Source organism: Paenibacillus sp. 102 (assembly GCF_039549175.1).
GTDB lineage: Bacteria > Bacillota > Bacilli > Bacillales > Bacillaceae_G > Bacillus_A.
Genome location: NZ_JBCGHT010000019.1, coordinates 59,621 through 74,299, shown reverse-complemented (window position 1 = coordinate 74,299; position 14,679 = coordinate 59,621). Strand labels below are relative to the sequence as shown.

The following is a 14,679-nucleotide window of genomic DNA, read 5'->3' as shown; positions in this document are numbered from 1 at the left end:
TTGTTTTTGATGCATATTCATAAAAAGCACGTCACCCTTTCTCATTAACATAAGAGAATAGTAACGTGCTTTTAACTTCAAAAATAGTCTAAATCCTTAAGTTGATGGATGTGGGGTAGCACCACATCATTATCAAGCTAAGGTTTTGTACTATCTATAAAGCAAAAAAGACGTTATCCTTTCCTATGATTCTATAGAAAGAATAGCGTATTTTTTCATTTTAGGGGGAATTTTGTTTTGTTAGCTTGATAGCGATGTGGTGGTACCCCTACAATGAATATTACGAGAGATTCAATTCTTTTACATATTAGGTTTAATAGGGGATGGAGTAATGACAAAGATGTTGTATAGGATAGCGGCGATAGTTTCGTTTCTCATTTTTGTATACGCTATGATAAGCTTTGCTGGAGTAGTTTTTTGGATAAATGATATGGTAATGGATAAGTGGGTTGCTGCAGTCGGTATTTTCACTTTCCCATTCTGTGCATATCAATTTCTAATAAGACAAGAGGTAGACAAACGCTTTATAAAAAAGGTCTGTATAGTGTTAGCAGGTGCGAATGTGGTGTGGGTCTTATGGTCACCAGGTTCAGATGATAAATACTTTGTTCATATAAAAAAAGATAAACTGCTACCTACTGAATATGTAATACAGGAGACGCCTAATCATGATACACCTATTTATGCCCATGAAGCGATTGTTACGGAATATACTTTTTACAGAGCGGTAAACAAGTATGTTTATGTAATGGAAAGTGTTAAAAAATCTGTTCGAGGACAGGTCGATTCAATGCGGCTGTATGGTTATACAGTAAAAATGAATTATGAAAACAAATTCGATAATAGAGTATATCTCGATACAGGTCAAGGCTATTTTTTCTTTGAATAATGAACTTTCAGCTAACATCATGTTCTTGTTAACTCTTTTTAAGTGCAAAAAAATTGCTAATTGAATACAATTCTATCTATTAGGAGGGGTATCGCCACATCGCCATCAACTTAAGAAATTGATTGTTCCCCAAAACGAAAAAAATGAGCCGAATTCTCATAAATAACTGTAAAAAGGTAAAATTCTCGTTATGGGGGTGTCTTAAAATCTTAGCTTGATGGGCATGGGGTGGGCCCCCTTTTAGCAAAACCGGAGTGGAAATGATGAGTGTAAATAGTTTTGTGGGATTGATAAAGAACGAATTATTAAAAGAGGTAAGCATAAGAAGTGAGGATGAATTCGAGCCTGTAGTAGTTAAAGATATTCCTAGACTTTGGAAGTGTTTAGGGACAGGTAATTATGCCGCAGTATTTATGCACAAAGAATACAAAGATTGGGTAGTGAAAGTTTACGCGCGAGAAGGAGAAGGAATTGAAAAAGAGTCAGAAGTATACCGAAGAATCGGAAATCATCCTTCTTATTCGAAGCTTATATATAAAGGAGAAAATTTCATAGTATTGAAACGTTTAAAAGAAATTACCTTATACGATGCTATTCATAAGGGGATTAAAATTCCTAAGCAGGTAATCCTTGATATCAATGAAGCTTTAGAGTATGCAAGGGAACAAGGATTAACTCCTTGTGATGTTCACGGGAAAAATGTGATGATGGAAAACGGAAGGGGATATGTAGTCGATGTATCTGATTTCTTAAAAACAAAAGAAGATAGTAAGTGGAGAGACCTAGAAAAGGCATATTTTACATTTTACTTGCCTTTCATTTATAAATTGCCTTTCCCTGTTAAAATACCGTATTTCATGTTAAACATTGTTAGACGTTCATATAGAAAATATAAGAAGCTTAAAAAGGGCTACCGCCAGCATTTTGGAAAAAACCCACGCTAAGAGCATGCAAGATTTTATACAGTTTTTCGGCAAATTCAGTAACAAATGAGAAGCCTAAAACCCACGCCAGGATAGGAAAGTATAAAAAAATGCATAGAATCATAGAAAAAGAAAAAGGCGAATTCCTTGTGAGAGTAGAGATCCGCCTTTTTCTTGCTACTGATAATGAGATGTTATGTCAACCGATTATGTATACGATATACAAGAAAAACTTCTTTACTACCGCATTATTCAGATGGTAAAATTTAGAAAAAGAGGTGAGGGTGAGTTCAGTGGACAATTTATTTTTAATTTAAAACTTTTTATTTTGTCTTAGAAAGGTGTAGATTTTTTTGAATACAAAATTAATCATAGTAGAAGGGCTTCCTGGCTTTGGGAAATCGACCACTGCAAACTTGCTTTACGATATTCTAATTGAAAAAAATATTGACGTTGAGTTATTTCTTGAAGGGAATCCAGACCACCCTGCTGATTATGATGGGGTATCTTGTTTTGATAAAAGTGAATTCGAAAGTTTGTTAGTGAATAGTGGTAATTTTAGGGAAGTAATTAGTGATAGAGTCACGAAGCGAGGAAACAATTATTTATTGCCATATAAAAAAATTAAAAATGAATACAGCTCTAATTTTCCTGAAAGTTTATTAAATACCATTTTCAAAAATGATATATATGAATTACCGCTAGAGAGGAATATTGAATTAATAATTGAAAAATGGAGGGATTTTGTTGAAATAGCCAACAACGAAAATAAAACTTATATTTTTGAATGTTGCTTCATACAAAATCCATTAACAATCGGAATGGTTAAATATGGTGAAAAAAAAGAGAAAGTTATAAGTTATATTAATGCATTAGCGAAAATCATAGAGAAATTAAATCCAGTATTGTTTTATATAGAACAAGATGATTTGGAATTCTCATTCAGAAAGGTATTTAATGAAAGAGCAAAAGAATGGTCTGCTGGATTTATTGAGTATTATACAAATCAAGGGTATGCGAAAATGAAAGGCTATCACGGTTTAGACGGAACAATTAAAGTTTTAGAAGCAAGAAGAGATATTGAAAGAGAAATATTTGATATGTTAAATATAAAAAAGACAAAAATTGATAATTCACAGTATGAAGCTATCAAATATAAGTCAATGATAATTGAAAAATTGAAATTACTTGAATTTCTAGATTAATGTAGTGCTTTAATTGAGCAAGAAACTAAGAATTTTTAACTTCCGCTTTCGATAATTATGTAAATGAGCTGTCCATATGGGCGGCTTATTGTATTTTTTGCTTAGCGTGTTTTTTTTCCAAAATGCTGGCGGTACCCCATGCCCATCAACTTAAGAATTGAGAATTACCCCAAAACAAAAAAATGAAAAAAACGCTATTCTTTCGGTATAAATTCAAAACGAGAGGATAGCGTTTTTGTATATCTATTTCTGTATCTGACGAATTATAACTATTTGTTCAAGAGATTCAAAGTTTTTTATCTCCAAATATCTTACGAGGTCTTGCTAGAGATGTTGGTTTCGTGCAACGAACCAGTAAATAATAAGAAAGTATACATTTAAAGCGATGTAAATAAAGGGATAATTAAAAATGATGTTTAAGAAATATCTTTTAATTTGATTATCTTTGTAATATCATGATAAATCGGTTCTGGTGCAAAAACTTCAGGGAAATTGCAAATAATCTCTAAATCTTGGACATACTGATACTATTACTCTAAAAAAGGTGTGTGATCGGTATGAAAAAGGAAAATTTGTTCAAATGGAAGCACTATCAACCTGATATTATTTTATTAACGGTAAGATGGTACCTACGGTACAACCTAAGTTTTCGTGATTTGGTGGAAATGATGGAGGAACGAGGTTTGTCTATTGCTCACACCACTATTATGCGATGGGTGCATCAATATGGACCTGAATTAGATGAAAGAGTACGACGTCATCTTAAGACAACAAATGATTCCTGGAGAGTCGATGAAACGTATGTGAAAGTAAAAGGGCAATGGATGTATTTATATCGCGCAGTCGATTCAGAAGGAAATACCATTGATTTTTATCTAAGTGAATCAAGAGATAAACAAGCAGCCAAGCGCTTTTTCAAGAAAGCCTTGGCTGCTTCTCATATTTGTAAACCTCGCGTAATAACAGTAGATAAGAACCCTGCCTATGCTGTAGCAATTCAAGAATTAAAAGAAGAGAAACGTATGCCTGAAGGCATACAACTAAGGCAAGTTAAATATCTCAATAATATAGTGGAACAAGATCACCGTTTCATTAAGAAACGTGTACGTTCTATGTTAGGATTCAAGTCATATGAAACAGCCACTTCTATATTGGGTGGTGTTGAAACCATGCATATGATGAAAAAAGGACAACTTCACTTACAGGTGAAGTCTGCCCAAAGTGAAGTTAGATTCATACATAAATTATTTGGAATTGCATCATAATCTACCATTGAACAGTCTATGCAGGTTTCTATGCCTCTATCAAATAATTTTTGCACCAGAACCGTTTTTTTATGCTTGTTATTAGTTTTGTATGAAGTTAATTTCGGATAATTGATTATTGTAGTCTTCTAATTGGATTAGATATTCATAATCATTTTGCAACAACCAAACTTCGTTTTTTCAGTGTACAATGAATTACATCAATTACTAACGATCGCATAAAACCCATCTGCAATCATACCAACTTTTTATCTGTTAAGAAACTTTGCACCAGCCTCCTTTTAGGCTAGCGTATATATCTTTCTAAATTTATGAATTTCTTTACCAATATTATTTAATGTAATGCCCACCCCAGAATTTTATATAAATCACTATGGGCTCCCACTTGGATTATTGGAAATTGAAACTAGTACTTTACTTTATTTTTTAGATTTTGTTAATAAATACCATTACGATGATTAGCTAATAGTGAACATTTCAAGAGTGGCCATATATTCTTATGACAAAATGCTGTAGAAAGCTTAAGAATTCTTAAGAACTTTTGCCCCTTTTTCTTAAGATTTGGACGCTAGTGTATGATTATGAATTCAAACCTGTGGGGGGTTAAGTATGAAAATAATTCACTTTCTTATTTCTGTATACAATGAACTAGAAATCAGTTGGTGTGGCCCTTCCAAGTTCAAGGTTTATTGGAGACAAAATAATTGAAGGAATTAACTTGAAGAAAGTAAGATAAAAATGTTCCACTTGCTTATGTCTTTAGTTGTTCAATACGAGAAAAAATGTGGAGGAATAATATGGAGTCAAAAATTCTTATTGTTGATGATGATAAAGAGATTAGGAATCTTATCTCTGTTTATTTGGAAAATGAAGGTCTGAAAACTCAAAAGGCAGAAGATGCAATTGAAGCTTTAAAATTGTTAGAAGAAAAGAAATTTGATCTTATTATTTTGGATATTATGATGCCTAATATGGATGGAATTGAAGCGTGTATGAAGATTAGGGAAGAACGAAATATGCCTATTATCATGCTATCTGCAAAATCAGAGGATATAGATAAAATTCAAGGGCTAGCTTCTGGTGCCGATGATTATTTATCAAAACCATTTAATCCGTTGGAGTTAATCGCTAGAGTAAAATCCCAACTAAGAAGGTTTAAAAAGTATAATACAAATACAGATAATGATAAAAGCATCCTAGAAATTGGTGATTTGACTGTAAATACAGATACACGTCAAGTATGGATAAGAGGCATGGAAGTAAGGCTAACTCCAAAAGAGTTTGATATACTCGAACTACTTGCTCGTAACAAAGGAATTGTTCTCAGTGTTGCAAAAATATATGAAGCAGTTTGGAAAGAGGTTTTTTATAAATCAGATAATACTGTCATGGTGCATATTACAAAAATAAGAGACAAAATAGAAGAGGATTCTAAACATCCCATTTATATTAAAACTGTGTGGGGAATTGGTTATAAAATATGAAGAATGTTAGTTTTAGAAATAAGATAATTATAAAACTTCTTGGTGCTGTTGCAGTTAGTTTTTTTATTTCGTTTGCTTTTACAATCCTCACTTTTCTATTCGTAACATCTATAGAGAGAAATTACCACACTTTTAGTATGTTTGAATTCAATTTTGTAATGTTGTTCTTATTCGCGTTCGCAATCTTTACTTTTATCGCCATTTTTTTGATATTGGTTCGAAAGAAAATAGTATATTTGAAGCTCATTTCTGATAATGTGAATGATATTGCCAATGGAAAACTGGGTTTGACAATTGGGATTAAGGGGAAGGACGAATTGACCCAACTTGCTCAAAATATCAACTATATGTCTAAGGAATTGGAAAATACATTTGAACAGGAAAGACGATTAGAACGTACAAAAAATGAACTCATAACTAACGTATCTCATGACTTACGCACACCGTTGACATCTATTATTGGTTATATAGATTTATTAAAAAGAGGGCAATACGACAGTAAAACACAATTACAGGAATACCTCGAAACCACTTATTTAAAATCAAAGAGAATGAAATATCTAATTGATGAACTGTTTGAATATACCCGTTTATCAGGCATCGATGCTAAGTTAAACCTTAATGAAGTTGATTTATCAGGTTTGTTGGAGCAAATAGTTGGAGAATACATTCCTATATTTGAAAAGGAAAGTTTAATCGTTCAAAAATCAATCATGGAAGAAACAATACCTATCTTCATAGACGTAGAAAAAATGGTACGTGTTTATGAAAATCTGTTTATGAATGCGATAAAGTACAGCATGAAACCATCCGAATTATCCGTATGTCTTGAACTAATAGGTAATAAAGCAATTTTGAAAGTATCGAATAAAGTCGAGAATCCACCTGTTAGCGATCCAAATAAATTGTTTGAAAGGTTTTTCAGGGGGGACAAGGCAAGAAAAGATGACCAGGGAAATGGTCTGGGGCTTGCTATCTCAAAAAGAATTGTTGAACTTCATCATGGTAATATACATGCAGAATATAAAGAAGGTTGGATATCCTTTATTGTTGAACATCCAATCAAATAGATTGGCTTATGGAATTACAGGTTCCATAAGCTTTTTTTTATAAAACTTAAGAATTCTTAAGGATTTTACAGGGTGTTTCCTAATTTTCATAGTTTATCATGTATGTATTCAAAGCGATGAGGTGAGTGGAGAAATTAAAATAAAATTTTCTTTACAGCTTTCAATTGGATACATCGTGACAGCCTTATGGAAAAGGTAGATGCAACATGACTATTTTGTTAGTAGCAAATATGAATAGCAGCTTATTTTAAAGAAATGAAAAAACAAACATAGGAGGATATATATGATAAAACCAGTTGTAGATGTAAAAAACATTCAAAAATTGTACGGTAAAAAAGGTGAGAATCAATCGCACGCGTTAAAAGGTGTATCATTCTCAATTCAAGAGGGGGAGTTTGTCGGTATTATGGGGCCATCTGGTTCTGGTAAAACAACATTATTAAATGTAATTTCAACGTTAGATAAAGCGACAGGTGGCGTTGTTGAAATTGCAGGAACGGATATTACGAAAATGAAGCAAGGTGAGCTTTCTGATTTCCGTTCGCAAAAATTAGGATTCATTTTCCAAGACTTTAACTTATTAGAAAATTTATCTATTTACGAAAATATTGCACTTCCACTTTCACTTCAAGGTGTCCCATCACGAAATATTGGACAGAAAGTAGAAAAGGTAGCTGATATGTTAGGAATCTCAGCAATCCTTCAAAAGTATCCATCTGAAGTATCTGGTGGACAAAAGCAGCGTTCAGCAGCAGCTCGTGCGTTAGTGCATGAGCCAGCAATTATTTTAGGGGACGAGCCAACAGGAGCGCTTGATTCTAAAAATGCAACAAGTTTACTGGATGCGATGACAAACTTAAATAAAGAACAAGGTGTATCTATCATGATGGTTACGCATGATCCGTACAGTGCAAGTTACTGTCAGCGTATTTTATTCATTCAAGATGGTGAGCTATATAAAGAAATTTATCGCGGTGGTACACGTGAAGAGTTCTATAAAGAAATTTTAGACGTGCTTGCAAACATTGGCACACAAAAAGCGTAAGGAAGGAAGTTCAATCATGCTATTTAAGCTTTCCATGTCAGGCCTAAAAAGTAAGTTCCAAGATTACATTGTCTTACTTGTTGGCCTTATTGTCTCTATTTCAACTTTTTATATGTTTCAAACGCTAGCATCCAATACAACATTCCTTGAATCTAACTCTTCTATTAGGGATATTGCGTCTGTATTTAAAATTGGTTCCATATTGCTAGCGGTTATCACATTTTTCTATATTTTATATGCAAACTCTTTCTTAGCAGCTCTTCGTCAAAAAGAATTTGGTATGTATATGATGTTAGGAGCAAAAAAGCATAAAGTTACCTTACTTATGTTTATCGAAACAATCATACTAGGCGCCGCATCTCTTGTGATTGGAATTACAGTTGGTGTAGGACTTGCAGAAGGTATCGGTCAGTTATTAATGAAACAACTCGAGTTTGCTGGTGAAGGTTATAAAGCATTTTATCTGCCATCTATGACTATTACTTGCGTCTTTTTCTTTGCACTATTTATATTATCAGCAATTATGAATAGTATTAAATTATCGCGTATTTCTGTATTACGACTTGTACATGCAGATGCACAAACAGAACGTGTCGCCGTAAAGGGAAAAATGACAGTTGTAGTTGCATTCCTTGGTATTCTTTTATTGGGGATTGGTTATGCATCACTGATCTATATGTCATATGCAAATCCGCTAATTATTTTGGGATTAATGGCCCTTGGATTAATCACAGCAACCGTTGGTACTTACCTTATATTTGGATCACTTCTACCAGTTATGATTAACAAGCTAAAGAGCAATAAAAAACGTAGTGAAAAAGGCCTTAATGCTTTTACTTTTGCACAATTAAATTTCCGCATTAATGGCCTAACAAATGTGCTTGCAACAGTAGCAATCTTAGTGGCTCTTGGTGCTGGTGGAATTGCTTGTGGTATGGCATTTAAAAACAACATCCTAAAAATTACAGATCAAATGCGAATTTACGATTCAGTCATTCATAATCCAACAGCGGAAGAAAAGAAAATTTTGGGTGGTATCTTATTTCAAGAAAAAATTGAATATCATTACAAAGTTGATGATAGGTATGTTTATTATCTAAAAGAAGATTTAGAGAAAAATCGCCCTTTCATACAAGGTATGAAAATAGAGAAAGTTTCAGAGGGATTACCAATTGGTGCATTTTCAATAAAATGGGTTAAAGGAGAGACGAACACAAAACAATGGATCCAGGCTTTCAGAACAATCCAGCCAGATTATATGTATCCTGATCATGAAATGAAAATTGTAGATCAAAACATATACAATGGTATGAAGGGTAAAGAAAGTACTGTGTTTATTGGGAAAACAGATGATTTTGGATCTTACATAAAAGAATGGAAAAAACTCGATGAATTACAGATAGCGAAATATAAAAATGTGAAAGCGGAAGAACTGGATAGTAAGTATCAAACATATAATATGAATCATGGTTTTGCCAGCGGACTAATGTTTATGGGCTTCTTCGTTGGACTTGCATTCTTAGCAATGATGGCAAGTTGCTTAATGTTTAAAATTTTATCTGGTGCATCCAAAGATAGTACACGTTATCAAATGCTTCGTAAAATTGGTGTTCGCCGAGAGTTATTAATACAATCGATTTATAAGGAATTATTCTTTATATTTTTAGTCCCCGCAATTGTGGGTATTGTTCACGTATTAGTTGGTATGAACATGTTCAGCGTTCTTTTGGCTGATCCGTACTTTCGTATTTGGCTACCAATTATTATTTTCGTAGTGATTTACTCGATATACTACTTGATTACAGTTCAATTGTATAAAGGAATTGTACTTCCGAAAGAAGAATAAGAAAAATGACACCTGTCCCTGTAATAGCGGAAAGAAATATGAATTTTGTTACATGAATGATGAAATCCAATTAGATATATAAAAAGAGATACCCCCATTTTTTTCAGTTTGGGGGTATCTCTTTTTCGTTAACTAGATGGGATTCAAAAAAACAAACCAGTGTACCCCGATGAAATATCGAAACACAGCTGGTAGCTGAGTCTTCTTACTCCTGTCTATTTCTTGACAGGAGTAAAACCACTAAGAATCTAGTGTTCTTTTCAATCTTTTTCATATATTGGGTGTTTTTGCCCATCCCCCGAAAAGGGGGAATAAGACAAAATATACCAATTAAATACTAAATAGGGTTCTGGTGCAAAAACTTCAGGGAAATTGCAAATAATCTCTAAATCTTGGACATACTGATACTATTACTCTAAAAAAGTTGTGTGATCGGTATGAAAAAGGAAAATTTGTTCAAATGGAAGCACTGTCAACCTGATATTATTTTATTAACGGTAAGATGGTACCTACGGTACAACCTAAGTTTTCGTGATTTGGTGGAAATGATGGAGGAACGAGGTTTGTCTATTGCTCACCCCACTATTATGCGATGGGTGCATCAATATGGACCTGAATTAGATGAAAGAGTACGACGTCATCTTAAGACAACAAATGATTCCTGGAGAGTCGATGAAACGTATGTGAAAGTAAAAGGGTAATGGATGTATTTATATCGCGCAGTCGATTCAGAAGGAAATACCATTGATTTTTATCTAAGTGAATCAAGAGATAAACAAGCAGCCAAGCGCTTTTTTAAGAAAGCCTTGGCTGCTTCTCATATTTGTAAACCTCGCGTAATAACAGTAGATAAGAACCCTGCCTATGCTGTAGCAATTCAAGAATTAAAAGAAGAGAAACGTATGCCTGAAGGCATACAACTAAGGCAAGTTAAATATCTCAATAATATAGTGGAACAAGATCACCGTTTCATTAAGAAACGTGTACGTTCTATGTTAGGATTCAAGTCATATGAAACAGCCACTTCTATATTGAGTGGCGTTGAAACCATGCATATGATGAAAAAAGGACAACTTCACTTACAGGTGAAGTCTGCCCAAAGTGAAGTTAGATTCATACATAAATTATTTGGAATTGCATCATAATCTACCATTGAACAGTCTATGCAGGTTTCTATGCCTCTATCAAATGATTTTTGCACCAGAACCAGTTGTTCCGTTAAAGGGCCATTTTGTTGAATAAAATTCATACCAAAGTCCTACTGTTTATTAATTTATACGTCTTTCATCTTAAATAGCTCTCCCCTGAATGATGGATTTTAATCCGGATATCTCCAACATATAATAGCTATTGTAAGGCTTTTAAAATTTAAAAGGAGGGAATTGCATGAAGAATTGGGTTCAGTTTAGATTTGCAAGACCAACAGATAAATTTGAAGAAGTTATAGGTTTTTATGAAACAGGATTGGGTTTAAACCGTATAGGGGAGTTTCAAAATCATGAAGGATACGACGGGGTCATGTTTGGATTACCTGATGAAGAGTATCATTTAGAGTTCACAAGGCATGTTAATGGAAGTCCATGTCCTGCGCCGACAAAAGATAATTTACTAGTTTTTTATATGCTTAATAAAGATGAAATTGAAAAAATAACGAATCGGTTAAATAAAATGGGCTATCATGAAGTTGAACCGGAAAATCCGTATTGGATAGAGAAGGGAACGACGATAGAAGATCCGGATGGTTGGAGAATTGTACTCATGAATGCAGTTGGATAAAACAAGCTTTTTTTAATATTTAATAGAATGTAACAAACCTACTCAGACATAAATCCCTACAATATTTGTAGGGATTTTTATATAAGGAACTCTTACTAAGAGAGCTATTAAAATATAAAAAGTATTTTAACCAGACGTGAATTTAGTAAGTATGAGATGTGAAGGAGATATAGGAATATGACATTAAATCATTTTGAGGAATTTTCTCGAAAAGTCGGAAATACACCGCTCATTAAATTAGAGTGCGAAGAAATAAAGAATCTTTCTATCTATGCTAAATGTGAATGGCACAATCCTACAGGATCGATAAAAGATAGAGCAGCACTTGGAATGATAAATAAATATTTAAAAGAAACGATTAAAAAACAACATATTTTAGAGTATAGTGGTGGAAGTTTAGCAAGGGCAATTGGATGGATTTGTTATCACTTAGGTATTGGGTGTACTTTAGTTTTAAGTTCTGGATTAGGAAAATCATTATTAAATGAACTCGATAATTATGGCACAAAAGTTATCTTGGTTGATAAATTAAAGGGATTTTACTCAGTAATAGAGAAGGCGATAGAGATTAGCAAACAAAAACCGGAGTACTATTTTCTATTTCAACACTATAATAACGCTAATCTTTTAAGTCATCTGGAAGGAACAGGTCCAGAAATTATTACACAAATGAAAGAGAAATCAATTAACGCTTGGATAGCATCCGCTGGGAAAGGTGAAACTCTAATGGGGGTGTATAAAGCAGTAAAGGATTATACACCTAATGTCGAGCTACATTTGGTAATGCCTGCCGAATTACCTTACGGTTCTGAACAACCTCCAAATGGTTTAAAGAAATATGCTGGATCAGGTGGATTTGGTCTGGGGAGGAAACAACATTTCTTAGAAAAGGAAGATTATTTGATAGAAAAACAATGGGCTTATTCATATGAAGATACTTTGTATGAATAAGTCCAGTGTTTTTACAGTGAAACTGGAATTAAAATAGGTACGTCTGCTGCAGCAAACTTATTAGCTGCTAAACAAATTGGAAAAGAAAAAGGCGTAAAATTTAATGTTGTAACAGTTTTTCCAGACGCAGGATCTACAGAAGAGTGGTCAGATGTAGAGAGTTTATTAGATAAGGGGAGAGATCAATAATCTCTCCCTTTTTTATTTATAGTTAAAATGAATTTATAATCTATTTTTTGTATTTTATATTCGTTCATATTAAAAAATAAATTGATTGTATTACCTTATCATAACCTCCATTTTCTCAATTACCAATAATGGTTTTAAACCAACAGGGCATGTTTAGTACCTATTTATCTTGGAAAAGCTAAGAACGTGTATGTGTAGGAAGGATATAATTTGATGGCTACTGAAACTAAAAATTCACTTTATATAGCTCACTCTATCTATTTAATCCGTAATTTATGGTCGGGCATCCTGTTCGGACTAGGCCTAGTTACTTTTATAGATGAAACTATTTTTCACCAACTACTGCATTGGCATCACGTTTATAACAAATCCACAACAGATATTGGCTTGGTCTCAGATGTTTTTTTCATGCTTTTAGTTGGTTTTCAACAATCAGTTCGTTATTTATGTTTGCTGACCTTCGCTGTAAAAACGCATTTTGGTTGAAACGATGGTGGGGTGGAATGATGGTTGGTGGTAGATTTCAGTTATACGATGGTATAATCCAACACAAGTTAATGAAAATACATCAAATTCGCTATGTGGAAAATGTACTTATTTACGACTTGATATGGAATATACTTGCTATTGTAATCACTTTAATTGGCATTCTAATAGTTTTTCGAACACGAAGAGAAAAACCATTGAGATGTAAAATTGTTGATGAACTATGACCATATTTATCATGGGTATGGTAATATTAGGAATTATAGTCTTGTAAATTTACCAGCGGGCATATATATTAAAACGGGTCGTAGATGGTGCACCATCTACGACCCGTTTTAATGTTATGAGAGATGTTTCTGGTGATACAGATCTTAGTTATGTTGTAAAAAGCATATTTCATATAAAGAAGTTTTAATTTTTTATGGTAGAGGAGGATTATTCCATTCAGATCTTTTCCAAGGAGCATCTCTAGGATCGCCATATTCATTAGAATTCAATTTATATTCTGGATCACCATAATAGAAAATATCGGGTTGATTCAAATATGGAATAACACCTATTAAATTATCATTATTATAGATAACCCATGGTTGAATAGAAATATTCCCTTCATCTAAACGCCCATTGTTTTTGGAAATTTCTCCATTATAGCGGATTTGAACACCATCCTCTGATTGCCATTTCATTGCATGTGAACCTCCATCTACACCAATAAGAGGATGACCGTTATCTTTAGGGATATCTAACCAAGGCTTTATTTTGTAGCTATTATGATTAGATATGAGTAAATGTGAGGGTTCTCCATTTTTTAAATATACAAAATATTTTTCCCAATCATGTTCATGATCATTAATCCAATCATTATCTGCATAATATAACCAATACTCATATACTTCATATTCACCTTTTGTAACACTGTGAAAGTATACAGCAGGTCTTTGATCATTTGGACCTCTATTTTTCCATGCTGTTGAACCGGTTCCAAATATTGATTCTCCAATTTTAAATCTGATAAAATTTTCCTTATTGTGCTCAATATTTTCATCATAAGATTGAAACTTAAAAGCTTGCGGGAAATTTTGTTCTCCGGAATCAAACCAATCTGTTCCATCAAATTGTAAAGTCGCTAAAAAATTTGAGGGATTTTGATTTTTTTGTATCGAAAAAGATTTATTAACGTTTTCAGCATATGCTATCGTATTACTACTTGTTAACGCAGCTAAAGAACAAAATATACTTAAGTATATTTTTTTATTCATCATAAAACCTCCTAAAAAAGTATTCTCATCGTCGAATTGTGTTTCTTAAAAATTTTTCATTTTAATAATTTATAAAAAAATTCAGAATCTTTAATGACAAAAGCCTCTAGTACAATGGGATAGGGGACTAGTTGTATTATATATTATTCATTATTGATTTTTAATATCAAAATGTAATAATTATCCTGAAAAATCGATATTTCACCTTGAGAAAATTTCTGTTCTCAAAGGTAAACCTTTATATCAAAACCAACGCGTATTTCAAATCTACAGCAAATTCCCTTCTGTATT

Annotated in this window: 11 protein-coding genes and 3 pseudogenes; 13 read left to right on the top strand and 1 reads right to left on the bottom strand. The window is 33.0% G+C overall.

Translation table 11 applies throughout. The features are described 5' to 3' along the window. The first annotated feature begins 331 nt into the window (after window positions 1-331). The 13 genes and pseudogenes from AAIE21_RS24980 to AAIE21_RS24925 all read left to right on the top strand — a co-directional run bounded on the left by AAIE21_RS24980 (window position 332) and on the right by AAIE21_RS24925 (window position 13,356). The gene (locus AAIE21_RS24980) at window positions 332-889 is read left to right on the top strand and encodes a hypothetical protein (protein ID WP_343269228.1); all 558 of its coding nucleotides are present in this window, start codon (window positions 332-334) and stop codon (window positions 887-889) included. A gap of 263 nt (window positions 890-1,152) precedes the next feature. After that, window positions 1,153-1,833 (top strand): protein kinase family protein, encoded by a 681-nt coding sequence (locus AAIE21_RS24975; RefSeq protein WP_343269227.1) that lies wholly within the window; start codon window positions 1,153-1,155, stop codon window positions 1,831-1,833. 332 nt (window positions 1,834-2,165) lie between these two features. After that, window positions 2,166-3,017, top strand: coding sequence for a P-loop NTPase family protein (locus AAIE21_RS24970; RefSeq protein ID WP_343269226.1), 852 nt, complete (start codon window positions 2,166-2,168; stop codon window positions 3,015-3,017). A 557-nt stretch (window positions 3,018-3,574) separates the two neighbouring features. Next, window positions 3,575-4,282: an IS6 family transposase gene (locus AAIE21_RS24965; protein ID WP_343269225.1), complete on the top strand. Its 708-nt coding sequence runs from the start codon at window positions 3,575-3,577 to the stop codon at window positions 4,280-4,282. Window positions 4,283-5,079: 797 nt separating this feature from the next. Continuing rightward, a complete protein-coding gene (locus tag AAIE21_RS24960; protein ID WP_343269224.1) occupies window positions 5,080-5,766 on the top strand; it encodes a response regulator transcription factor in 687 nt (228 codons plus the stop codon). Next, window positions 5,763-6,836, top strand: coding sequence for a sensor histidine kinase (locus tag AAIE21_RS24955; protein WP_343269223.1), 1,074 nt, complete (start codon window positions 5,763-5,765; stop codon window positions 6,834-6,836). Before AAIE21_RS24960 ends, AAIE21_RS24955 begins: the two co-directional genes overlap by 4 nt. A gap of 283 nt (window positions 6,837-7,119) precedes the next feature. Next, window positions 7,120-7,881: an ABC transporter ATP-binding protein gene (locus tag AAIE21_RS24950; RefSeq protein ID WP_097890028.1), complete on the top strand. Its 762-nt coding sequence runs from the start codon at window positions 7,120-7,122 to the stop codon at window positions 7,879-7,881. Between the two features lie 16 nt (window positions 7,882-7,897). Beyond that, window positions 7,898-9,727: an FtsX-like permease family protein gene (locus AAIE21_RS24945; protein WP_343269222.1), complete on the top strand. Its 1,830-nt coding sequence runs from the start codon at window positions 7,898-7,900 to the stop codon at window positions 9,725-9,727. After that, window positions 9,705-9,809, top strand: coding sequence for an SEC-C metal-binding domain-containing protein (locus AAIE21_RS29685; protein ID WP_481858711.1), 105 nt, complete (start codon window positions 9,705-9,707; stop codon window positions 9,807-9,809). Before AAIE21_RS24945 ends, AAIE21_RS29685 begins: the two co-directional genes overlap by 23 nt. 355 nt (window positions 9,810-10,164) lie before the next feature. After that, a pseudogene (locus AAIE21_RS24940) lies at window positions 10,165-10,872 on the top strand (IS6 family transposase). Window positions 10,873-11,113: 241 nt separating this feature from the next. Then, the gene (locus AAIE21_RS24935; RefSeq protein ID WP_343269221.1) at window positions 11,114-11,503 is read left to right on the top strand and encodes a VOC family protein; all 390 of its coding nucleotides are present in this window, start codon (window positions 11,114-11,116) and stop codon (window positions 11,501-11,503) included. Window positions 11,504-11,680: 177 nt separating this feature from the next. Continuing rightward, a pseudogene (locus AAIE21_RS24930) lies at window positions 11,681-12,643 on the top strand (pyridoxal-phosphate dependent enzyme). A 315-nt stretch (window positions 12,644-12,958) separates the two neighbouring features. Further along, a pseudogene (locus AAIE21_RS24925) lies at window positions 12,959-13,356 on the top strand (DUF2243 domain-containing protein). A gap of 192 nt (window positions 13,357-13,548) precedes the next feature. On the opposite strand, the gene AAIE21_RS24920 reads toward AAIE21_RS24925, so the two are convergent. Further along, complete coding sequence (locus AAIE21_RS24920) at window positions 13,549-14,388, bottom strand: NPP1 family protein (RefSeq protein ID WP_343269220.1); 840 nt, start codon at window positions 14,386-14,388, stop codon at window positions 13,549-13,551. Window positions 14,389-14,679 lie beyond the last annotated feature (291 nt).

Bases quoted from the DNA above. Each gene is read 5' to 3' on its own strand.
- AAIE21_RS24980 (WP_343269228.1), top strand. From the start codon at position 332: ATGACAAAGATGTTGTATAGGATAGCGGCGATAGTTTCGTTTCTCATT.
- AAIE21_RS24975 (WP_343269227.1), top strand. From the start codon at position 1,153: ATGAGTGTAAATAGTTTTGTGGGATTGATAAAGAACGAATTATTAAAA.
- AAIE21_RS24965 (WP_343269225.1), top strand. From the start codon at position 3,575: ATGAAAAAGGAAAATTTGTTCAAATGGAAGCACTATCAACCTGATATT.
- AAIE21_RS24960 (WP_343269224.1), top strand. From the start codon at position 5,080: ATGGAGTCAAAAATTCTTATTGTTGATGATGATAAAGAGATTAGGAAT.
- AAIE21_RS24955 (WP_343269223.1), top strand. From the start codon at position 5,763: ATGAAGAATGTTAGTTTTAGAAATAAGATAATTATAAAACTTCTTGGT.
- AAIE21_RS24950 (WP_097890028.1), top strand. From the start codon at position 7,120: ATGATAAAACCAGTTGTAGATGTAAAAAACATTCAAAAATTGTACGGT.
- AAIE21_RS24945 (WP_343269222.1), top strand. From the start codon at position 7,898: ATGCTATTTAAGCTTTCCATGTCAGGCCTAAAAAGTAAGTTCCAAGAT.
- AAIE21_RS24935 (WP_343269221.1), top strand. From the start codon at position 11,114: ATGAAGAATTGGGTTCAGTTTAGATTTGCAAGACCAACAGATAAATTT.
- AAIE21_RS24920 (WP_343269220.1), bottom strand. From the start codon at position 14,388: ATGAATAAAAAAATATACTTAAGTATATTTTGTTCTTTAGCTGCGTTA.